The sequence below is a fragment of the Paenibacillus sp. SJS-P3 genome (assembly GCF_056711585.1).
The window spans coordinates 1,778,626-1,801,342 of sequence record NZ_CM160043.1 but is presented as its reverse complement, the minus strand read 5'-3'; the positions used below and the strand labels follow the sequence as shown (position 1 = coordinate 1,801,342).

Sequence of the window (22,717 nt, the reverse complement as noted above, 5' to 3'; positions counted from 1 at the left end):
TTTGTATCCTGAATCACACTTAATCGTAATGCTTTTTTTGTCTATGTGAACTGAATGTGAACCGGGGCGCATTGAATTTCAACGGATGCAAATAAAGTTCTCCCGGAATGCCAAAAAACGTGCCGACCGGGTTCATCCTGAATCGATGAACAGGTCGAGCACGCTTCTCGGTTGAATTCCTTTACAGCCGGCCCTCCATAGGATCCGCCGCCAGCATGCGGTGGAGAGTGTCGAGCAGCCGATGGGTGCGGTCGCAGCTGTATTCCCAGAACATGATGCCGGCAAGGCCCTTTTCTTTCACGTATCGCGCTTTGTTCTGCAGGGATTCGGAATCTTCATAGCTGATGAAGGTGGATCCGTCGAACAGATAAGGCGCCTTGGCCTCGTCGTCCCAGTGCCGGATGAATCCGTTTTTGCCGATATAGTCCGACTCCAAGGCGGTGTAGTCGGGACCGTAGCCTCCGGAGGAAGCGGCCATCTGCAAATAGCCGTCATTGCGGTCGGGCACTCCTTTCCACATGCGCGAGTAGAAGGCCGCCCCGAGCACTAGCTTCTCCGGCGGTACGCCGGCTTTCATGAAGATCGTGGCGGAAACATCCGCACTGATGCGGAACAGGTCCCCGGTGGACGTGAACAGATTGGCATGATGTCCGGTAAGGGTCTGGAACCCGCCCCGCATGTCGTACGTCATGAGCTGGACAAAATCCAGATAGAGATGCGCTTTGTCCATTTCCGTTCCATCCACGTAATACTGGTCGGCGCCGGCAGCGATCGTGAGCAGATAACGTCTGCCCGCAGCCTCGCCCGAGCGGTCCAATGCGGTCCGCGTTTCCTTCAGCAGCAGCGTGAAATTGGCTTTGTCGTCCGGACTGCTTGCGATGCCCGCCTGGCCGTAGCAAGGATACTCCCAATCCAGGTCGATGCCGTCGAAGCCGTACTTGACTGCTATTCTCGCTGCCGATGCCGCGAACCGCATCCGCCCTTCCCCGGTCGCAGCCGCCTCCGAAAAGCCCCCCGCTCCCCACCCTCCGACAGAAAGCAGGATGCACAGCTCCGGATTGTCCCTTTTCAGCTTGGCGATCACGCCGGTATTTTCCCATGGCGGCATCACGACTTCATCGTTCTGGACGTGACCGAAGGCAACGAACAGATGCGTCAGCTTGACCGCATCCTCCCGCGTCACGAGAGAGAGCGAGGACAAGCCGACATAACCCCCGAGCATATGGTTGCGGTTGCTCATTTCCCGTCCTCCTTGTCTGGCTGCTCCCAGCCTATCGTGACGATCTCGGCCGGACGGAGCAGCATGTCGATCGTTCCGTTCCCCAGTTCTTCTCCGCGCCGCTCGAGAATATCGCTTCGATAAGCGGCGCCTCCGGCTGCGAGCTCCCGCACCGCCAGCGCCCGGCTGGTGCGGGACAGATTGTACCAGCGCATGACCGGGCTGCCCGAAGACTCGGCGATTTTGAGCGATGAGAACGCAATGGCTTCTCCCGACCAGGCGAAGAAGGCATGAGCCGCAGGGAGCTCGCCGGCATGCGCTTCGGTCTGGCGTACGGTCCAAGGCGCCTGGTACTGGTAAGCCTCGATGATGGCGGCATGCATGTGGGCGGGCATGTCGCCTTCGAGCTCGGACCCGCTGGCGCTGCCGGAATGGGGAATGATCAAGTATTCCGCTGCCTGCTCTCCGATGCACTGGGCTTCCGGAGTCGGGAACACTCCCCAGTCGCCGAGCTCTCCGGTCGCGCGGAGCAAGGTCACCGCAATCGTGGCAGCATTCGGCGCTCCCAGAATTTCGTATTCGTTCAGCCCGCGGTTCGCGATCGTAATCCCGCGCTCCCTGTCGGCTACGGTCACGAACGCCTGCTGATGCTGGCAGTTGCTCGGATTCCTCCACTCTGCTGAAGGTCTGTTAGGCCTCTCGACAACCTCAAAGACCGAGTCCGCATAATGGGATTGAGCGGCCAGGCCGGTCGGAAACAAGACCCGAAGCCTGTGGTCCTTGGCTTGATTGTCGAACCGGATCTGGACGGAGACTCCCTTGCCGCTCCGCTCCAGCGATACCAGAGTGCGGATGACGAGCGGCAGCATGCGGGAGGAGCGGCCCGAACGGCGGCTGGTGAACCACACCATCTCCCTTCGCTCCTCGTCCAGAAGCTCGTCTCCGGATGCCGGGATCTCAAGCCGATGAACGATCTCGACAGCAGCGCGGAACGGCGTATCCTCGGCAACCCGGATCTCGGCCGGAACGCCGCGGGTCGTGATCCGAACGTCTCCGGGCGGCTGCCGGTACATGTACTCGTTGCCGATGTCGCCGGTATTCTCATATACGCCAAGTCCCCGGTATTCATGCCCCGTCGCGATTTCCTTCACGGACAGCGAGCCGTCCTCCTCGATCTTGACGGACAGCACTCCGTTCTCCATCGTATGGCGGGCGGTCAGGAGCGACGATCCCGCTGCAGCCGCAGCGCCGGCGCGCCGGACAAGCGCATACGATTTGTAGCCGAGCGCCGGCACATCGTCCGCCTCGAACGTCAAGAGCGCGCTCCGTGTGAAATAAGGCTGCCTGAACCGGTCTTCCGGGAGATCGTAGCCGAAGCCGATTCCCTTGTCTTCCAGACGGAACGGGATCTCATGCCCTTCAGGGTCCACGAGCGCCAGGCCATCCAGCGGGACGGCCCTCAGCCTCGACTTCGTTTCCTCCAGGTCTCCATCCCGGAAGTAGCCCCTTGCCAGCTGCATCTGTGCCGTAATGACGCCGGTCCGGCTCCAGCCGGTCGTGTTGGCCGCGACGAGCGGCAGCGGATTGCTCCCGTAAGCCTCGAAAATGCTTGTATCGATGCTCGCGCCAAGCGCCTCCATGCTGGCGTCGATGACCGACTCGGCGACATGCCGGCTCTTATCGAAGCGGGTCACCATCTCGCGGTGCACCTCGTCCACGCTGCAGCCGCAAATGCTGTCATGCGGATGATTCTGCATCAGCGTTTTCCAGGCGTAGGTCAGAAAATGATGCGGATAAGGCGTTCCCCGCATATGAGCGAGCGCTGCCAGAGGCTCGGCCGCTTTTTCAAGCAGAGCCTGGCATCGCTGGTTCATCTGCTTGATGTAGACGCGGGATGACGCCGTATTCACGAGCGTCGACCAGCCGTCGGTATGCTGGCTGCGCAGCTCGCCGCGGATGACCGACAGCCCTTCCGGCAACTCTGCGGCGACGGCAGCCAAATAATCCTCGAAGCCGGTATGGACAAACCTGATCTCGGGATACAGCTTGCTTGCTGTCCGCAGCGCCTGCGGCAGGTCCGTCTGCACCGGCTGATGGTCGCAGCCGTTCATCAGCAGCAGATGAGGCGTCGACGCGTACCGGGCCGCTTCAGCGATTTTCTTGTCCCAATATGGCTGCGCCGCTTCGGCCTCTGCAGGGATCTCATTGCCGTTGCTGTACCAGTTGGCGAACAGGATGCCGAGCACGCGCGATCCGTCGGGGGCTTCCCAGAACATCTCGGAGTAAGGCGACTCGTACGCCTGCGTCTCGATCACCTCGTTGTTGAAGCCCGTAGGCTTGACGCCGCGCCCGAAGATGGCGTTGCCGATATCGGCCTGCCGGAGCAGCTGCGGCGCCTGCCCTACATTGCCGAACGAATCCGGGAAATACCCGATTCTCGTGACGGCTCCGTAAGTCCGGGCATCGCGGTGGCCGATGAGCAGATTGCGCGCATTCGCCTCGCTGCTCGTCAGGAATTCGTCCTGGAGAATGTACCATGGCCCTATATGGATGCGGCCTTCGGCGATGAGCCGCTCCAGCTGCGTCTTCTTTTCCGGCCTGATCTGCACGTAATCCTCGAGCATGATCGTCTGGCCATCCAGATGGAAGCTCCGGTAATCGGCATCCCGCTCCAGCGTCTCAAGCAGCGTATCCATCAGCTTGACCAGCCGGACATGATGCTTCTCGTACGGCAGGTACCATTCCCTGTCCCAGTGCGTATGGGAAATGACATGCACGGTTTTTGGCTGCGGCATCTGCAATAACCTCAATTCTATCGTTGTATCGATGATGTCTTGGAATTCAGCCGACAAGGCCCGTGCGCTCCACGCTCTCGACAAAATAACGCTGCACGAACAAATACAAGATCAGCAGCGGAGCCATCATGAGCAGCACGCCGGTGTTGAGGAGCATCGACTGGTACACCGGATCCGGCTCGGCGCTGACCGCCACGCCCATGTCCATTAGGCCGGTCGACAGCACCTTCACCTTGCTCAGGAACAACGAGACGTAATAGCTGTCGTTCCACTGCCAGACAAAGGAGAACAGCAGCACGGTCACGACCGCCGGAACGGCGTTCGGAAGCATGATGCGGTAGAACGTCTTCGCCACGCCCGCTCCGTCGACGAGCGCAGCCTCTTCGATTTCCTTGGGAATGCCGCGGAAAAACTGGCGGAAGATGTAGATGTACAATCCGTTTTTCAAGCCCATAGCCGTCGCGGATGAGATGATGAACGGCCAGAACGTGTCGATGAGATTGAAGCTGCTCCTGTTCGTAAGCAGTCCGACCAGCCCCAAGCCGTCGAAGTACCGGTAGGTCAAGTACAGCGGAACCATGATCGTCTGCGGCGGCACGACGATCGTGAAGATGACGAGGCCGAACACGAGGCTGCTGCCGGGATATTTCAGTCTCGCGAAGGCGTATGCGGCAAGCGCGCAGGCCATCAGCTGCACGATCGTCGTCCCGCCTGCCAGGAGCAGCGTATTGAGCAGCGTCGAGAAGTAATCGGTCGATTCCATCGCCACTCTGAAGTTCTCCAGCGTAAAGTGGCGCGGGATCCACAGCACGGTCGGATCATAGATGTCGACCTTGCTGCGGAAAGCGACGGAGAGCCTGAGGAACAGGGGGAACAGGATGATGAAGCAGAAGCCGGTCACGAGCAGCGCCCTGACTATCTTCCAGACCCAATTCTTCGCTTTTTCCAGCGGATTGTACCGGATGACGAGCTGTTCGGCGTAAGCGGCCGGCCGCTTCACGGCGTTTGGCTTCCCGTCAGTCATAATAGAACACCTTCCTCGAGATGATGGCCGTCGAGCCGGCCAGGATGACGCCGACAACCGCGAAGTAGATCCAGGACATCGCCGCGCTCAGTCCGAATTCGAACTGCCGGAACGCCGTCTCGGAGATCAGGACGTTGATGTCGTTGCTGCTGAAGGAATCGATGATGGAGTACACCAGGTTGGTCAGAATGAGCGGCGTCATCATCGGAAAGGTGACCTTCCAGAAGATTTCGTAGCCGGTAGCGCCTTCGATGCGGGAAGCCTCGTAAAGCGACGGCGAGATGGATTGCAGGCCCGCTAGGAAAATAAGGATCTGGACGCCGGACGAGCTGATGATTTCATAGATCCGGTCGACGGCGCCCGTAATATAATCGACGATCCACGGAGCGAAGCCCGAGTCCAGCATCGTCTTTTTCAGCTCGAAGCTTTCCAGCAGTCCGGAAGCCCCGTCCCCGGCCGACGAAGCCGCCGAGCCGACGAAGCTGCTGATGTCGAGATTCGCGATCGCGCTTGAAGCGAGAATGACCGGCAGGAAGAAGATCGCCCGGGCCAGAGCGCGCCCGTGGAACTTCTGGTTGAGCAGCACGGCGGCGAACAGGCTGAAGATCAGGATGACCGGCACGTTGACGACCATGTTGGCGACCGACTCCGTCAAGGCACGGGGGAAATCCGCATTGGACGTGAACAGGCTGCTGTAATTCGTCCAGCCTCGGTGGCGGACGGAGAACCCCTCCGCCACAAGCTCGATGGAGCTCAAGCTGAAGCGGAACGACTGGATCATCGGCAAAATAAAGAGCATGATCATGCCCAAGAGGAGCGGCAGGCTGAAAACAAAGCCCCACATCGCCTTGGCCTGCGTCAGCTTCAAAGGTTTCCTGAGCATGCTGTCATCCACCGCCTTGCCGGTAGCCGAGGGCGGCGATTGGCGCGCCTTCGACCTGAACCTCGAATTTGTTGTAGTTGACGATGATCGTGACCCCGTTCTCAAACGTCGTCCGGAACACCTGATCGGCCAGCTTGCGGTGATCCGCAATTGCCATGCCCCGAACATTTTTCAAGAATTGGTTCGCTTCCGCATACAGAGACGCAGACTCCTCGAGCCAATCAGCGTAATGGAGGGAGTAAAGTCCGTCATAACGCGTCCCTTTGACCGAGGAAGACGGGCTGTAAGACCATCGGTAGTAGAGATTCGAGCCCGTTTCGAGCGCCTTGAGCATCGCGAAGCGCGGATCCATCCGCTCGTCCGCATTGAACGGCGTTCCTGCGAGATCGTAATAGCCGTGAAGTGCGATTTGATAGAAGGGGACATCCTCGTCGGTGATATTCGCGCGGCTGCTTCCGGTCGGTGCGTTGACGACGATGGACGCAAGCGGCAGGCTGTAGCCGTTGCCCCCGTTCACCATGACGTCTATCGCTTGCTCCTTGAACCGCTTCACCGCCTCCGTCCCGGCAGTCCTCGCTTCCTGCCTGCTGGCCGGATGCGAGGGATTGAAGTCCGAATGGACTTCATCCCCGAGATCCCTCAGCGATATCCCATCGATGCCGAGCCGCCCGTAGGCGCGGAGAAAGCGGTCGACCAGCCCGCTTGCCGCCGTCGGGGACAGCAGATAATGGGAAAATGAGCTCATGTCCTTTACATGCGCGACCGGATCGTAGTCATAGATTTTCGCCTGCCGCGTATCCAGGAAGGAAGCGGCCTTCGCGGGCTTTTCATAGGCTTCCAGAAACGCGACATCGGGATAAAAGCCGATTCCGTTCTGCCGTGCGTAGGCCGCCAGCTCCTGGAGCCCTTGGCTTCCTCCAAGCGCGCCGACCGGCGTGATCTTCGAGGGCGAGTCGTGGCGGATGCCCCCGTTGAACCAGCCCGCATAACGGAGGGCGATATTCTCCACTCCCCTCTCCTTCAGCATGCTCAGCATGCTCTGCGCCTCCCGGTAGGAAGTCAGCGGCACGGTCGATTCATAGGGGATGCCGAGAAACGAGCGCCGGTCCGTTATGGCGCCCGCTACTTCCAGCAGGAAAGGCGCGTCCGTTTGCGGTCTTTTCTTCAGGTCGTATGCCTTGACCAGCAAGTCCCTGTAGTGGGCGGCCATCCCGCTGTAGCTCGCTGCGGCTCCGCCGAGGAAGCCGTAGCGCACCTGCAAGTCCCCTTGATGGGATGCCCGCTGGAACATCGGCACCGAGCTGCTCTTCGTGCCCGACGTCATCGTATAGAAATCCATGGACACGATCCGGAATTTCGGGCTCACCGTGTTGTAGGAGTCGTTCCGCCCGCCGATATCCGCCGTTATGTCCGCCATGGCGTCCCCGCCTTCAATCATGCCGAGAAAGGCGTGGTCGTTCTGCTTCATGCCGTATACCGGCAGACGCGTCGTTTCGTTCCGCTGCACCTTCTCCTCGACGTCGAACGCGCTGTCCTCTCCGTATACCGGCATGATGTACGGCTCGGCGTTCAGTTTGCCGTTGTTGAGATGAATGAGCGCGCCCGAGCCATCAGGGACGAATATATAGCCTTCCTTCTTCTCATCCGCAGCTCCAAAATATTTCAGCACCTGCAGCGAAGCGATCGGATATGTCTTCGTGAACTCAAGCTCCGAGGCGGGGACGCGCACGAGCAGATGCTCCCCGTCGAGCTCGTAGTGAAGCGGAACGGTGAATTCCGGCTTGTCGGCCGAGGCGGCGCTCCCTGCGCTTTCTCCGTTGTCGCGCGCCGCTTCCTCCGCGGTATAGCCGATCGAGGCCAGCTTCTCCGACAAGGCCTTGAGCGAGTAATCCTGGAGCTTGCGGATTTCGTACACCTGCTCCGCCTCGATGTAGCGGAACTTGTAGCCGACATCCTTCCGCTCGGCTTCATCGGCGATTTTGGCCAAAATGACCTGCTCGAACCGCTCCTTGCCGATTCTGCGGGGGATATTGCCGTAATCCGAGGACACCATGCCGATCCGGTACAGGATCTTCAGTCCCCGATCCGTCTTCTCGATCGTGAACTGGTTCTTCTGCACGCTGTCCGTGAAGCTGTTCATGCTGTTTCTCTGCCCTTTGTCATTGTAGTAGTCCAGCAGCACCTGCGACGCCAGCTCGGCCTTGTACAATCCCGACGCCTTGGGATCGGAGTCCCTGGCGGGAGGATTCGAGAACCACGCATAGCCGTCCCGCTTATCCTTCACCGCGATTTCGGCGGTAGCCCTGTTGACATAGAGCGCCAGCGTTCCGTTGTCCGCCGCCGGCTCCATGGCCGCCAGCGCGGCCAGCTCCTCCTTCGTATTCGCCGACAACATCCGGCGGTCCGCCGGCGCAGCCTCCGCTGTTCCAATAGCCGCCGTTGCCGGCACCGGGCCGGATGTCGCAGATGAGGCGCTGCCGGCCTTCAGCACCGTCGCCTTCGATTCTCCGACGGACGCAGAGGACGAGGCGCTTATAGCGGACTCGGCCGGCAGCTTGTCATCCGTGCCGCGTCCCCAGCTCCCCAGCCCGGCGATTCCCCCGAGCAGCTGGCCGGCGCAGAGCAGGCCCGCCGCCGTTTGTTTCCATTTCGTCACGGCGATCCCTCCTTCCATAAACAACATCGAAAAACGGATGGCTCTTCAGATCGCTGTTGAGCGGATTGCTTCTAGATTTAAAACCACCATGCGGAGCAGGCGGAGTGATTCTGGAGAAGCGTCAGCGCTCGCCTTTAAGCCCGGATTTCCCATGCAAGGAAATCGTTCCAAGAAATCCGGGCTTAACAGCGATCGGAAGAACACTCTGCTTGCGCAGCGATTGAACACTCCGCTTGCGCAGCGATTGAACACTCCGCCTGCGCAGCGGTCTTACCGCTAGTAGCGGAACGACAATTCCTTGTAGATCGACACGGCGAATGACAGCATCTGCTGCAGCATGCTGAAGAACAGCACGCCAAGGAACATCAGAATCCCGATCACGACCAGCGTCAGCAGCATCGTCACGACCGTTTTGGCGGCGGAGTATTGATGGACGGTCATCGTGCCGACGAACAGCAGCCAGACGAACCAGATCATCGCGATGGCGTCGAGCAGATAATAGAACGAGCTCTCGTCTGCGGTGATGACCCGGCTGTACAGCAGCTGCGGCATGTAGACGACCACAAACGGCATCAGCGCGTAACCTGTCGCGGTCACGATTTCCCTGAATTTCCCTTCCCCGTCCATTAGGGTCGTCAGCGACCAGTTGGCCACGCACCAGAGCGCGAACGGGAGCAGGATGAACTTCAGTTCGTTCAGGCTGTTGAACTCTCTCGGGTTGCTGCCGTTCACGACAAATCCGCTGTACTGCGCCTTCAGAATCGCAAAAAAGGTGAGCAGCAGCAGGATGCCGAGCGCGACCTTGACCCTGCCCTTCCGCTCGAATTTCATCTCCCAGAAGCCGTTGAAAGGATGTGTCATCGTATAGAACGGATTGCGGATGATGCCGATTTCCTCGTAATGCCGGCCAGCGAAACGCCGCCGTCCGATGCGGATGGCAGCCATCGCGACGACGGCGGCAGCGCCGATCCCGAGCACGATTTTGCCGAAATGATCCAGCACGTATTCCTGACGATAGCGCTTAAACGCTTCCGAATAATAGTCCCGGCTCCCGCCGAGCTTGAAGTAGGCCATCGCTTCACGGCTCTCGTCGCGCTTCAGAAGGGATTTCCCGAGTCCGATATAGGCGACGTCCATGTTGGCGTTCATCCGCAGCACTTCGCTCCAAGCCTTGCTTGACGCCTCCGCCTGGCCGTTGTAGAGCGAGACGACGGCTTCTCGGATCATGCTGCCGTACACCGTAGGCTCGAATACGGAGATGCGGGCGTTGTCCTGATCCAGCACCACGGCCCGGTCTCCCAGCATGTCCAGCGCCGACGGGGTGCGGAACTTGTCGCGCTGGCTGCCGAGCCCTCCGAATTCATACAGCAGGTTGCCGTCCTTGTCGTAGGCGAATATCCGCCCGCGCTTACTATCGAGCACGCTGTACATGCCGCCTTCGTCGGCCGCTACGTCGACGAGGATCGAGCTTCCCGGCGTACTGCCTGCATCCGGCGCATAGACGTCTCCCTTGGGCGGAAAATAGCCCCGGCTCCGCAAAATATCCGCTCCGGCCGGGTTCAGCCGCTTCAGCGGCCGATCGGCGTTCTCCTCCGACGTCGTCGTATACAGGAAGCCTTCCTCGTCCAGATCGAGATTGTTGAATTCCAGCGGCACGAACAACGCCATTTGATCCCGCTGAGCCTTCGTCGAGATCCGCTTCCAGAACAGATCGGCGGGAGAGAACTTGACCCGGTTCGTTCCGACGAAGCTTTCGAACGCGCCGTCCGAATCGAGCTCGATGATCCCCTCATAGGAGCCCCGGCTGACGACGTAGATGCGGTCGGCCCGATCGACCGACACTTTGACGGGAGTGTACTGGAAGCCTTGGCGCAGCAGCGTCGACTGCGGCGCCCCGATCTCGCGGACCCACGCTCCCTCGGCCGTCAGCTCGACCAGTCTTCGATTGCCCGTATCCGCCACGTAGATGCGGCCTTTCTCATCCGCGAACACGCCCTCCGGCTGCTTCAGCGAATCCTTCGCCCCTCCGCGATCGAAGGACGATACGATCCGCTCCACCCGGAATTCCGCATCCAGGACGACGATCCGGTTGTTCCCGGTATCCGCGATAAAGAGCCTACCTCCCGGTCCGGCGAACAGATCCCTCGGCGAAGAGAAGGAGGCGATGCCGAGCTCGCGTCCGCTCACGGTCCGCTGCAGCACGTAAGGGCTGGGCGCAGGGGCGGCCTTCCCCCAATAGTCATACGTATAGCTGTCCGCCGGTTCGGCTGACACCGGAGCAGCGGCCGCTCCGGCCAAGAGCGCCAGCATGAACAGCAGCGCGATTGTTCTCCTCAAGCAGCTCCCCCCTGTCAATCCTTCAGTCCGGATGTGGACATCGTCTGGATGATGTTGCTTTGCGTAATGATGAACACGGTGACGGGAACGAGCAGCATGAGCAGCGTGACCGCCGCCACCGGCCCCGTCCGGACAAGCCCGCCGCTTGCGATTTGGCTGAACACATAATCGACGGTTTTCAGCTGCTCGCTGTAGATGTATTTGTGGCTCGTCACGGAACCGTTCGTCCATAGGGCTTGCAGCGAGAAGATGATCAGCGTCAGCCAGGCGGGCTTCACCATCGGCATGACGATCTGCCAGAATATGCGGTACTCGCTCGCGCCGTCGATTTTGGCCGCCTCCAGCAGCGCGTCGGGAATGAGCTCCATGAACTGCTTCATGAGATACAGCCCCAGCGTCATGCCGAACGCCGGCAGCATGATCGCCCAGTAGGTATTGATCAAGCCGAGCCAGGATATGGTCATGTAGTTTGGAACCTGCGTCACATAGGAAGTGAACATGAGCGACAAAACGACGACGCCGAACAGGAGGCTCCGCCCGGGAAACTTGATTTTGGCCAGCGGATACGCCGCAGCCGATGCCAGCACGACATGCCCGGCCGTGCCGATGACGGCGATCAGGAACGTATTGAACACGTAGCGCGAGAACGGCACCCATGAATCCGCGAAAATGCCGCTCAAATCGCTGAAATTGCGGAGCGTCGGATTGCGCACGATCAGCTTCGGCGGAAACTGGTAGATTTCGCTGATCGGCTTGAACGCATTGCTGACCGTGAACACCAGCGGCAGCGACATGAACACGGCTACGGCGCCGATGAGCGCGAACAGGAACAGGTCGACGCCCCAGGAACGGTTCAGCCGCTTGGCCGCCTTGGCTTTGATGATCGCCATCTATTCGCCCACCTTCCTCAGCAGCCTCTGGGTAACCAGGTTCGTCAGAAGCATGATCGAGAACAAGGTTGTTGCGATCGCGGAAGAGTAGCCCATCTCGAATCGGATCGAGCCGTAATCGATCAGATGGGTGACGATCGTATGCGCGGCGTAGTCGACGCTCGGAAAGCCGATCAGATAGATCGAGATCTCCGCGACGGAGAAGGCCATGGATATCTGGATGACCGCGCCGAACAGCAGCTGCGGCCGCATGGCCGGAAGAGTGATGAACCACAGCTCCTGCCAGCGGTTGCGGATGCCGTCGATGGCGCCTGCCTCGTACAGCGTCCGGTCGACGCCCTGCAGGCCGGCGATGAACGCCAGGAACGACGTTCCGAGACTGAGCCACAGCTGGACAAGGATCAGGATGCCGAGCATGTATCTCGGATCCTGCAGCCACTGGATCGGCTCGAGGATGAAGCCCCATTTGATAAGGAATGAATTGGCAAACCCGTAGGAGTCTCCAGCGAACAGCAGCTGCCAGATCAGGTAGGTATTGCCTGCGATGGACGGGGCGTACAGCACCAGCGTCAGCACCGCGCGCACCTTGGGCGGAAACTCGTTGATCAGCCAGGCGAACAGAAAACAGGCCATATAGCTGATCGGTCCGGTAATCGCCGCGAACAGCAGCGTATTTTTGACCGCGATCAAAAAGATGTCGTCCTGGACGAACAGCCGCTTGTAATTGTCGAGGCCGGCCCATTGCGGCGGCTCCAGCATATTGAAATGCGTGAAGCTGAGCGCCAGCGACATGACGACGGGAACGACGGTAAAAGTAAGGAAGATGAGAAAATACGGCGCCATCAAAATATAGGCGTGCTTCGTTTTCCTCATTTCGACGGCCGTTCTTTTGAACGGCGCCAGCCAGGCAGCATCAGGCTTGGAGTTGTTGAGCTCGACAACCGTTTTTATGACGATCCCCTCATTCCTTGTAGGGAAGTTTGAACTCTTTCCGCTTAAGCGTGATTTCTTCGTTCATGTAGCGTACGTAGTTGTCCATGGACTCCCTGGCGTCATCCCCCTGGACGACGACCCTGCGGAACGCGTTGTCGATATGCCGGCCGGTCAAGTAACCCCCTGGCACCTCGGGTATTCCGCGCACCCACTTCATCTGCTCCTGCAGCATGGCGAAATCCGCGCTCGGCCATGGGAGCTGCGACAGAGCTTCGATGTTGGCTGTCGGATAACGCGCCGACGTGCCGAGGCGGATCTCCATCTGCCTGCCGAAGGCAAGCTGGATATCCGGGCTGGTCCACCATTTCATGAACGTCCAGGCCGCATCCTTGTCCTTGGCATGCTTGAACATGACCGTCGACGAGCCGCCGCTTCCGGTTTCCCGCCGCACGCCTCCGGAGGCCGTCGGAGTGCCGGGAACCGGGGCGAATTCCCACAAGCCCTTGATTTCGGGAGCGAACACGCTCAGCTTGTTGTACATCGTATAATCCGCGATTCCGATCGGCATCTCGCCCGTTCGGAAGCGGTTGGCGAAATCGACGCTGATCGGCAGCTTGTAGTTCACATAGAGATCCGTCCAGGTTTTGAATGCCTGGATCGCCGTTTCCGAATCCAGGCCGGAAGCCTGTCCGTCCTCGGAGTAGAACCGGCCGTCATTCTGGTAGAGAAGCATGGCCAGAGACGGGCTCGGCGGCAGCGTCATAATGTCGGTCGTCGCAATGTCGTTGCCGAACATATTGAGAGGCTTCTGCGGCAGCCCGAACTCCAGATTATGCTTCTGCAGACGCGGAATCAGCTCATACACGTCATCCCAGGTTTGCGGAATGCTCTCCTTCAGCTCATCCACCACAATGTCGCGGCGGTAGAACAGCATCGGGAACGTCATCTGCTCCGGCAGCGCGTACACCTTGCCGTTGTACGCATACGGAACCATGGCGCTGTCCAGGAAGCGGGACCGGACGTCGCTAAAATCGGGAAACGCCGACAGATCCTGGACCGCATTGCGGGTGGCGTAATTGACAGGCGTCTCGTTGCCCATCTGCAGCGCCACATCGGGCCCTTTGCCCGCTACGGTCGCCGGCAGCACGACGTCGGAGGAGACGAGCTTCAGGCTGACGCGAATGCCGGTTTTGGCCGTGAAGCTGTCGTCGATAAGCCTTTTGACGACCTGCGCCTGGTCGCGGGCGGAGGTGATCCACACCGTGACCGATCCGCTGCTGTCATCCTCGCTCGAGAAATCGTCATAATTTTCCGTAAACGAAGAGAAGAACGATTGAAAGCCGGCCTCAAGCTTTTTCCAGGCCGAAGCCTTCGGATCCGGCAGCTTGGCATCCGGCGTGCTTACGAGCAAGTAGTCGATGGCGAGCGGCTGCTCCTTGAACGAAAACAGCCAGTCTCCCAAGCCTCCGACATTCGTCTTGAAGCGGTCGATCCGGGAGGGCACAGACTCCGGTTTGCGCGCCATGTCTTCAAGCTGGTAAGCCAGCGTATTGAGCATGGCGGAGCGCTCGCTGCTCTCCCCGCCCGGGCCTTCGACGACCGCTGCGACCTCGCGCAGCAGCTTGCTTTGCTTCCGGAACAACGCTGTCATGTCCGGTATCCGTTCCTCCAGCTGATAATCGCGGAACGTGTCCGGAACGGTGCCGGTGAAGCTGATGATCTGCCGGTACATCGCATTGAGCTCGAGAATGCTGGATTCGACGACCCGTATGACTGGCGCCATCTCGCCGAGCGTCGCCTCGAGCCTGACGCTGTGGGCGCCTTTCTTCAGATAGAACAAGTACGGACTTCCGGGGCTTTTCCCGATTACGTTCATTTGCCAGTCGCGGCCGTAAGGGAAAGCCACGCTCTTCGCCTCCGCAAACGGAACCTTGCCGTCGATCGACAGCGTACGGAGCGCGGATTGGCCGCGCAGATAGTTTTGACGGTTCTTGAACGCGATCTGGTAGAGGCCGTCCTCAGGCGCATCCACTTCCCATTCGATCCATTGGCCCGGCATTCTCCATGACCATGCGCCGATGGCGTTGTTGCGGAGCTTGGAGACATGGAAAGGCTCGACGAGCGGGCTGGAGCGGTCGTTATACGGCAGCAGCGTCGGCGATGACTTGAGGGACGCATGCTCTCCTTGGATCTTAAGCATCACATCCGGGACGCTGCGGAGCCCTTCCTCCTTATATTGAGCCGCCGCCTCTTCATAAGACGGCAGCAAGTCTTCGCTTGTCAGCTGGATCGAATCGATCGTGAGCGGCTCCTTGACCGATCTCAGCGAGAGGGTATGATTCCCTTTCGTGAAATAGAACAAGTACGGCTCGGTGTAATAACCCGTCGTATCCTTGAGAAGCGTCTCCCTCCAGCCGGATACTTCCAGCTGTCCGGGAATCAGTTCGTTGCCCCGGTCGTCCCGGGTAAAGTCGTTCGTATCGTTCTTCCAGCTTCTGGCCAGTACGATGCTTCGGGCTTCGGAGAATGGAAGCTTGCCGTCGATAAGCAGCTCCCGTTCGATATCCGACTCTTTTCCTGTTGGCGTATCGTAGTTCAGCCGCAGATTGTACAGCCCTTCCGCAGGGACCTCGAAGCGCCATTCCACCGTTCCGGACTCCCCGGTTACAATCGCCTTCCCTGGCCGCCCGGCCGCGTCGTCCGCCAGCGAGACCTGCATATTCTCGGCTTTTATGTAGCTTTCGCCTTCAATCGTCAAGCCGGCTTGACCGGTCGACGCTCCTACTGGAAATTGCGAGCGGTATTCGTCGTAGCTTCCTTTCCGGTAAGCCCCCTCCATCTGGACGCTTTCCAGCGATCGGGCCGTTCCGGATGCAGCCGAGGCGGTCCCGGCATCGGGCTTGCCCTGCCATGAAAGCAATGCCGCGCCTGCAGCAGCGAGCAGGACGGTTACGAGTGCAGTGCGGATGATCGGCCGCCGCATGGCCTTCCTCCTCTCGGTAAGCAGAACCCCCAACCGCCACGATGCGTGCCTGTGGGATTGGGGGCGCTTGCCAGGCTCACCTGTTATTTGCTTGCATCCACAAGCTTGGCGATATTGGCTTCGTACTGCTGCTTCACCTTGTCGACCGCCGTAGCCGGCGACACCTTGCCGGTCGTGATGTCCTTGACCACGCCCTCGAACAGCTTCTCGCCGTCCGGAATCGCGTAGTAGGAAATGTACTTGATGCTGTCCGCCATCTGGATGCGGGTATCGAGCGATTCCGCTGAAGGATATGCAGTCTCCCAGCCTTGGCGGGACAGATCGCGTCCTTCCTGGTGAAGGGAAATCTCATCGAACATTTTCACGGCCACTTCCGCGTTCTTGGAATATTTCGCGGCCATGTACATGTTGCCGAACGGCGTATAGGATACGTATTTGTCGGCTTTCGGACCTTTCGGGAAAAACACGTAGCCGATCTCCTGGCCCTTCATATTTTCGATAAGCCCGCTGAGCTCCCAGCTGAAGCCGCCGTACAGCACGCCTTTGCCGGCGATGAACTCCTTGCTTGCGTCCTCGGGAACCGGCTGCATGATCGACTTGTCGACGTTGTACAGATCGGATACGTATTGCAGCGCCTGGATCGCATTTTCGCTGTTCAGCGAGAACTTGATGTCGCCGCCGGCGTCTTTGTCGACGGCCGCGTTGTTCGTGTACAGGAACTGCTCCGTGAGGGCCTTGACCTTGCCATAAGCGCCAGCTACGCCGAATACATCCGTTTTGCCGTCGCCGTTCGTATCCTTGGTCGCGCCTTTTACATACTCGCGGAATTTATCCCACGTCCATGCGCCGCTTTTTTGCAGCTCGTACGGATCCTCCAGGCCAAGCTTCTGCACGAGCGTTTTATTATAGAAGAAGCCGTACGGAGAAGGCGCGGAGTCGACCATGCCGTATTGCTGCCCCTTGTAGCTGCCGCCGTCCCTCATCCAGTCGATGTATTTCTTGTCGCTGACGTCGATCCATTGATCGATGGGCTGAATAAAGCCTTTGTTGACGAGCGTCGGGAATGCCCAGAACAGCTCCATGACGACTATGTCTGCAAAAGGCTGGCCGGCCAGAGAAGTCGTCGTGAAGTTCTCCACATACTTGCCGTAGTCGCCGAACTTGACGAATTCGATCTTGCCGTTGTATTTTTTCTCCACTTCCTCGATCTTCTTGATCTGCAGGTCGACCGCAGGGGTTCGTTCGGCTTCGGCCACCGTCCGGGGATCCGCTCCGTCCCACCAGACGCCGATTTTCACGGTCTGCCCGCCCAGATCGGCCGCGGCCGGCTCGGGCTCGGGAGACGCATTGTTGACCGCCGGCTCAGAGGCATTGCCGGCTGCTCCGGAATTGACGGCAGGTTCGTTCGAAGCTCCATTGTTGCCTGCGTTGGCTGCCTCATTCGTTCCATTGCCGCTGCAGCCGGAGAGCACGAGCGTTAGAGCAGCCGCAGTGAGAAAAGATGATTTAAGCGCTTTCATTTTTAAACCCCTCCATGATCTCGAAATGGTTTGAAAGTATCGTACCTGCAAGCAGCTGCCATGCTGCTTGCCCGGTAAAGCTCTCCTCCGCCTCCCAACGCAGGAATCTTTTGTCTCATTAATTAGATATACCATATCATTTGAAGCATGAGCCCATTATATATTTAGTGTATGAATTTGTAAATATAGAATATATCATTCTAAAAAATATTCAACTGTGGATATAACCCGTTTTGATATATCCTTTCGATCGAAGGAGATTTTAGGCGAATCCATGCCAATCCATGCCTATTCGAGGCGAATCCATGCCAATTCCAAGCGCATCCTTGCCAAACTAAGCGAACCCGTGCCAATCCCAGGCGAAGGCAAATCCATGCAAAAAAAGCCCGGACAGCCGCCTCATGCGGCTGTCTGGGCCTACCTGTCGAATTCGGTGATCATGGTATCGAGTGAACCTCCGCTTGATCGCTCGGCTCCATCCGGTCTCCGATGGATTGGCGCTCGATCAACGTGACCGGAACCTTTACTTGGCGGGTTTCCGCGTTTCCTTTTTCGATCTGTTCCATGATCAGCTCGGCCGCCTGCCGGCCAAGCGTGTAGTAATCCTGCGCCAAGGTCGAGAGCGGCACTTCGAGATGCTTCGTGAAGTCGGCGTCGTCGAACCCGATGATCGATAGCATCTCCGGGATGCGGATTCCCGCCTCCGCTGCGCTTTTGAGCAGCTCGACCGCCAGATAGTCATGCTCGGCCTGGATAGCCGTTGCCTGCCCATCCAGCAGCTTCTGCAGAAGCGATTGGTAGAATTCCTTTGCGTTGTGCTCCGTGACATCGCGGTAGAAGTCGGTGTAGACGAGCTCCGGGTCGATCGGGATCCGATTCTCCTTGAGCGCCTGGCAGTACCCCATATAACGGTCGCGCACCGAACTGCGGTATTCGATGCCGATGCTCGACACGAAGGCGATCCGCCGATGCCCGAGCCCGATGAGCCTCGACGCTGCATCATAACCGCCCTGGAAGTTGTCGGACACGACGCTGCTCACCGACAGATTGTCGTAATATTGGTCCACCGTCACGATGGGATAATTGTTGCTGCTCAGCGCGTGGACGATTTCAACGTTGCCGATCGTGCTGATCGGATACAGGATCACGCCCGTCATCCCGCTTTTCTGCAGCTTGATGAGCAGCTCCTTCTCCTTGTCCTTGCTCCAGTTGCTGTTGTGAATGCTCAAAAAGTACCCCTTGGCATCCAGGCAATCGCTCGCTCCCTTGATGTAAGCCAGCTCGTTGGTCGCCATATAAGGGAGGACCATGGCAATGATCGGGCTCGAGCTTTGAATGCCTGCATAGCTCGCCGGCCCTTCCTGCTGCTTGACGTAGCTTCCGCTGCCGCGCTTGCGGTAGATGAGGCCCTCCCGCTCCAGCTCGATCAGCGCGCGCTTGGAGGTGATACGGCTGACCCCGTATTGGTCCGCGAGATCCACCTCCGTAGGCAGCTGCGTTTCCGGTTCGTATTCGCCGCCCTGGATCTTCCCTTTCAGTTCTTCCAATATTTTCATATATAGCGGTTTGTTGGTCGATGTCACGCCGTTCACTTCTCTCCGTTGCATTTTCATCTGATTCTTTGGTCATACCTAGTTCTGAAGTATAGTTTAAATTAAATATACCTTTTTATCAACTGCCGGGATGACAAGAGGGCTGTCCATGATCTATCATAGACCATAGATTTCCATCTTACCCATAAGCGGTTATATTCAATGAGGAGCGTGATTGTCATCGGAAGCGCGGTACCGGAGCCTAATATTCCCGTATATGCTCCCAGGCGGTATCTATGCCGCCGGGCGATTCATCCTGCAGGCGAGCTCGACGGCCGACTGGACAAGCCGTTCTGGGACGCGGCCGAATGGAGCGGCGATTTCGTCGATATCGCGAGCGACATTGTCCCGCCCAAACGAACGAGAGTCAAAATGCTTTGGGACGACCATTTCTTTTACTTCGGCGCCGAGCTTGAGGACGATGAGATCTGGGCGACGCTGACCGAGCGGGACTCCGTCATTTTCCATGACAACGATTTTGAGATCTTTATCGATCCCGACGGAGATACCCATCGCTACTACGAGTTTGAAATGAACGCCATGAACACGGTCTGGGACCTGCTGCTGGTCAAGCCTTACCGGGACGGAGGGCCGCCCGTGAACGGCTGGGATATCCGCGGCCTGCAGTCAGCCGTCCACATCGACGGCCGTCTCAACGATCCTTCCGCTCCGAACCGGTCCTGGAGCGTGGAAGTAGCGATGCCGTGGGAAGCGTTGAAGGAATGCGCCCATGGCGGACGTCCCCCTCTTCCCGGCGAGTTTTGGAGGGTCAACTTTTCCCGAGTGCAGTGGCAGGTCGACACGGTCGACGGGAGTTATGTGAAGAGAACCGATCCTGACACCGGCCGGCCCTATCCGGAGGACAACTGGGTCTGGTCGCCGATGGGAATCGTCAACATGCATTATCCCGAGCTGTGGGGGTATGTCTTTTTCGGCGACGAGACGCCAGGGGAGGTTTTGCCTGAGCTGCCGGAGGATGAGCATCGGAAATGGGAGCTTAGGCGGCTGTATTATCGCCAGCGCCGCTTCTTCGCTGAGCACGGACGGTTCGCGGCCGGGGCGCGGGAGCTGGAGCTGGCACCGCTCGATGAGCTCGTTCTAGAGACAACCGCACGCATGTTCCTCGCCTCCCTTCCCTCCTCGGATGGAGATGCCCGCCTATATATCGACCACGAAGGTAAAGTATGGAAGGAGTGAATGGCTTGAACGGACAAATGAGACCCCTTAGGATGGACGATCTGGAACTGATGGAAGTGATCGAAGAGAAGCTGGCCTACAAGCGCCAGCTGGGCGCAGCCAGGGAGACCGAGCTTTTCGGCATTTTCAGCCAGCCCCTTGCCGATGACGAGCTGCTCGCACTCAAATATTTGTATGCCTATATGCCGCTCAACGATATGGCCGATTATGACGGCGAGCTGTTTCTTGCCCATGTCAGGCATGCCCTGCATGTTCGGAATACGGCGCCATGGGGAGAGCGTATTCCCGACTCGCTGTTTTTCCATTTCGTCCTGCCATACCGAGTGAACAACGAAAATATTGAGGCGGCGGGTCCTTTATTGTTCGCCGATATTTATCCGCGCGTCGAGCATATGTCGATGTACGATGCGATTCTGGAAACGAACCACTGGTGCCATGAGAAAGCCAACTATGCCGGCAACGATATCCGCACTGTGTCCCCTCTCACGCTTATGCGTACCGCGCTCGGCCGCTGCGGCGAACAGTCGACGCTTGCCGTCGCCGCGCTGCGGAGCATCGGCATCCCGGCCCGACAGGTGTATACGCCGCGTTGGGCACACTGCGATTCGAACCATGCCTGGGTTGAAGCCTGGGCCGACGGGACTTGGCGCTTCCTCGGAGCCTGCGAGCCGGATCCCGTGCTCGACCAAGGCTGGTTCCGCCAGCCAGCCCGCAGAGCTATGCTCGTCCATACCCGGACCGCAGTGAACTATCCGGGTCCGGAGGAAGTTACGCTTGCTCGGCCGTGGTACTCGGAGCTGAACCTGCTGCACAATTATGCGGCCACCGGCAAGCTCGCCATTTCCGTTGTCGACGAGAACGGCGATCCGGCCATTGCCAAAGTGGAGCTGCAGCTTTACAACCAGGCCGAGCTTTATACGATCGTTCCAATGGAGACGGATGAATTCGGCCGGCTGTCGGTTACGTTGGGCCTTGGCGATGTGTTCATATGGGCGAGCGGCAGCGGCGGCTGGGGACAGGCCAAATTCCGAATGGAGGAGACGAAAGAGGTTCTGATCCGGCTGTCGTCTCGTATGCTTTCGGGTATGACGCAAGAGCTTGACATGGTGCCGCCGCCGGAGCTGCCCGACTTTGAAGGCAAGCCTGTCTCGGATGACATGAGAACAATCCATGAAGCCAGAATCAAGCAAGGAGCTGCGATCCGGGCCGCTTATGAGGGAACGTTCTTGAATGAGCAGGATGCCGCTTCCCTTGCAGCCGAGTGCGGACTGCCGGCGGAACGCGTCTGGAGCGTGCTGCGCCCCGCGCGCGGCAACAGCCATGAGATCGCTGCGTTTCTCCGCGAACAGACGCCTGCTTACGGCGAATGGCCCCTTCGTCTGCTCGAGGCGATGAGAGAGAAGGATATGACCGATACGTTCCGCCCGGTGCTGGAAGACCATCTGATCCATTCCCTGCCGCTGCAGGGACAATGGGATGATTCCACGTTCGCCTCCTACATCCTGAACCCGCGCGTCGATTTCGAGATGATTGCTTCTTATCGGTCCTTCTTCCGCCAGAAAATCAGCAGCCAGGATTTGGCGAGGTACACAGATGATCCTCAACAGCTTGCCGCGTGGATCGGCGGCGAGTTCGAGCTTTTCGACGACCTGACTCATTACAAGGGATCCGCCACTCCAGCCGGCAGTTGCAAGCTGATGAAGGGCGACCGGCAGTCACGCGACATTCTCTTTGTCGCTGCTGCCCGCAGCTGCGGCATTCCCGCCCGCCTGGAGCCAAGCGACAAGCGTCCCCAATTTCTAAGCGGTGGGGATTGGATCGATGCCCGGTTTGGAAGCGACAATGAGGCCGAGCCTCAGGATTCATCGGCCAAAGGTACTGTTTCCTGGATCCGAGACGTCGACTCCGGCGAACAAGCGGCCTATTTCTTGAATTTCTCATTGGCCAGATGGGAGAACGGCGTCTATCGGACGCTGACCTACGAGTTCGGAAAAACGGACGTGTTCAACGAACCGTTCGAGCTGCAAGCCGGACATTACCGGCTTACGACCGGCGTCCGGCTCGAGGACGGCACGACGCTCGTCCGCCTGCATCATTTCGAGCTGGCCCCTGCGGAGCATCTAGAGATTCCGCTTGTATTCAGACAGGCGCAGAAGGAAATATCCGATCTGGGGGCGGCCAATTTGCAAGCCTTCCCGGGTCTTGGCGGAGATGCAGGAATTCTTCTCGCGTGGCTGGAGCCGGATCGCGAGCCTTCCAAGCATCTGCTCCGGGAGCTGCGCGAGATGAAGGAGCAATGGGAAGCGAGCGGCGTTGCGATTGCCTGCCTGATCGGGGAAGAGAAATGGGAAGCCTCCTCAGGGCTTTTGGGCGACGATTCGCTGCCCTCGACGATTACGTTCCACAAGCAGACTGTAACTCCGAACGGGATCTCAGATAAAGATGGAGCGGAAGAAAGCGCCGCGCTGCCAGCGGTTTACGCGATAGATGGGAACCAGCGCATCCGTTACCGTTCTAACGGGTATAAGCTTGGCATCTCCAAGCTGGCCTACCAGGCGCTTCAGCAGACTCTAGCAGAAGCTTAAACAAGCCTATCGAGGTTCGAGGCTGCTTCCAGCGCAAATCTTTTGCTGGAGGCAGCCTTTTTGGCCTGTCCGAATAGAACCATTCTCCGACATTGCAATGGGT

General features: G+C 58.7%; 13 protein-coding genes. 2 read left to right on the top strand and 11 right to left on the bottom strand.

All coding sequences use genetic code 11. From position 1 onward, the window contains the following. Positions 1–181: 181 nt before the first annotated feature. The 11 genes from AC06G8_RS08035 to AC06G8_RS07985 form a co-directional block, all read right to left on the bottom strand. Positions 182–1,240 (bottom strand): glycoside hydrolase family 18 protein, encoded by a 1,059-nt coding sequence (locus AC06G8_RS08035; protein ID WP_480284963.1) that lies wholly within the window; start codon positions 1,238–1,240, stop codon positions 182–184. Further along, entirely contained in the window at positions 1,237–4,014 is a 2,778-nt protein-coding gene (locus tag AC06G8_RS08030) for an alpha-mannosidase (protein WP_480284962.1), read from the bottom strand. The genes AC06G8_RS08035 and AC06G8_RS08030 overlap by 4 nt, the downstream gene beginning before the upstream one ends. A gap of 46 nt (positions 4,015–4,060) precedes the next feature. Next, positions 4,061–5,038, bottom strand: a complete 978-nt coding sequence (locus AC06G8_RS08025) for a carbohydrate ABC transporter permease (RefSeq protein WP_480284961.1) — start codon at positions 5,036–5,038, stop codon at positions 4,061–4,063. Further along, positions 5,031–5,921, bottom strand: a complete 891-nt coding sequence (locus AC06G8_RS08020; protein WP_447662064.1) for a carbohydrate ABC transporter permease — start codon at positions 5,919–5,921, stop codon at positions 5,031–5,033. The genes AC06G8_RS08025 and AC06G8_RS08020 overlap by 8 nt, the downstream gene beginning before the upstream one ends. 4 nt (positions 5,922–5,925) lie before the next feature. Further along, positions 5,926–8,577 (bottom strand): DUF5696 domain-containing protein, encoded by a 2,652-nt coding sequence (locus AC06G8_RS08015; RefSeq protein ID WP_480284960.1) that lies wholly within the window; start codon positions 8,575–8,577, stop codon positions 5,926–5,928. Positions 8,578–8,853: 276 nt separating this feature from the next. After that, positions 8,854–10,914 carry a YIP1 family protein gene (locus tag AC06G8_RS08010; protein ID WP_480284959.1) on the bottom strand — a complete coding sequence of 687 codons (2,061 nt, stop codon included), beginning with the start codon at positions 10,912–10,914 and terminating at the stop codon, positions 8,854–8,856. Between the two features lie 14 nt (positions 10,915–10,928). After that, positions 10,929–11,804 (bottom strand): carbohydrate ABC transporter permease, encoded by an 876-nt coding sequence (locus tag AC06G8_RS08005; protein ID WP_447662067.1) that lies wholly within the window; start codon positions 11,802–11,804, stop codon positions 10,929–10,931. Beyond that, positions 11,805–12,677: a carbohydrate ABC transporter permease gene (locus AC06G8_RS08000; protein WP_447662068.1), complete on the bottom strand. Its 873-nt coding sequence runs from the start codon at positions 12,675–12,677 to the stop codon at positions 11,805–11,807. 88 nt (positions 12,678–12,765) lie between these two features. Continuing rightward, positions 12,766–15,720, bottom strand: coding sequence for an extracellular solute-binding protein (locus tag AC06G8_RS07995; protein WP_480284958.1), 2,955 nt, complete (start codon positions 15,718–15,720; stop codon positions 12,766–12,768). Between the two features lie 83 nt (positions 15,721–15,803). After that, positions 15,804–17,240 (bottom strand): ABC transporter substrate-binding protein, encoded by a 1,437-nt coding sequence (locus AC06G8_RS07990; protein WP_480284957.1) that lies wholly within the window; start codon positions 17,238–17,240, stop codon positions 15,804–15,806. Positions 17,241–17,677: 437 nt separating this feature from the next. Beyond that, the gene (locus AC06G8_RS07985) at positions 17,678–18,847 is read right to left on the bottom strand and encodes a GntR family transcriptional regulator (protein WP_480284956.1); all 1,170 of its coding nucleotides are present in this window, start codon (positions 18,845–18,847) and stop codon (positions 17,678–17,680) included. A gap of 147 nt (positions 18,848–18,994) precedes the next feature. Between AC06G8_RS07985 and AC06G8_RS07980 the strand changes: the two genes are divergently transcribed. Both AC06G8_RS07980 and AC06G8_RS07975 read left to right on the top strand, forming a co-directional pair. After that, positions 18,995–20,029, top strand: a complete 1,035-nt coding sequence (locus AC06G8_RS07980; RefSeq protein ID WP_480284955.1) for a carbohydrate-binding family 9-like protein — start codon at positions 18,995–18,997, stop codon at positions 20,027–20,029. A 32-nt stretch (positions 20,030–20,061) separates the two neighbouring features. Next, entirely contained in the window at positions 20,062–22,614 is a 2,553-nt protein-coding gene (locus AC06G8_RS07975; RefSeq protein WP_480284954.1) for a transglutaminase-like domain-containing protein, read from the top strand. Positions 22,615–22,717: the final 103 nt, after the last annotated feature.

Bases quoted from the DNA above. Each gene is read 5' to 3' on its own strand.
- AC06G8_RS08035 (WP_480284963.1), bottom strand. From the start codon at position 1,240: ATGAGCAACCGCAACCATATGCTCGGGGGTTATGTCGGCTTGTCCTCG.
- AC06G8_RS08030 (WP_480284962.1), bottom strand. From the start codon at position 4,014: ATGCCGCAGCCAAAAACCGTGCATGTCATTTCCCATACGCACTGGGAC.
- AC06G8_RS07990 (WP_480284957.1), bottom strand. From the start codon at position 17,240: ATGAAAGCGCTTAAATCATCTTTTCTCACTGCGGCTGCTCTAACGCTC.
- AC06G8_RS07985 (WP_480284956.1), bottom strand. From the start codon at position 18,847: ATGCAACGGAGAGAAGTGAACGGCGTGACATCGACCAACAAACCGCTA.
- AC06G8_RS08020 (WP_447662064.1), bottom strand. From the start codon at position 5,921: ATGCTCAGGAAACCTTTGAAGCTGACGCAGGCCAAGGCGATGTGGGGC.
- AC06G8_RS07975 (WP_480284954.1), top strand. From the start codon at position 20,062: ATGGACGATCTGGAACTGATGGAAGTGATCGAAGAGAAGCTGGCCTAC.
- AC06G8_RS08005 (WP_447662067.1), bottom strand. From the start codon at position 11,804: ATGGCGATCATCAAAGCCAAGGCGGCCAAGCGGCTGAACCGTTCCTGG.
- AC06G8_RS08025 (WP_480284961.1), bottom strand. From the start codon at position 5,038: ATGACTGACGGGAAGCCAAACGCCGTGAAGCGGCCGGCCGCTTACGCC.
- AC06G8_RS08000 (WP_447662068.1), bottom strand. From the start codon at position 12,677: ATGAGGAAAACGAAGCACGCCTATATTTTGATGGCGCCGTATTTTCTC.
- AC06G8_RS07995 (WP_480284958.1), bottom strand. From the start codon at position 15,720: ATGCGGCGGCCGATCATCCGCACTGCACTCGTAACCGTCCTGCTCGCT.
- AC06G8_RS07980 (WP_480284955.1), top strand. From the start codon at position 18,995: ATGAGGAGCGTGATTGTCATCGGAAGCGCGGTACCGGAGCCTAATATT.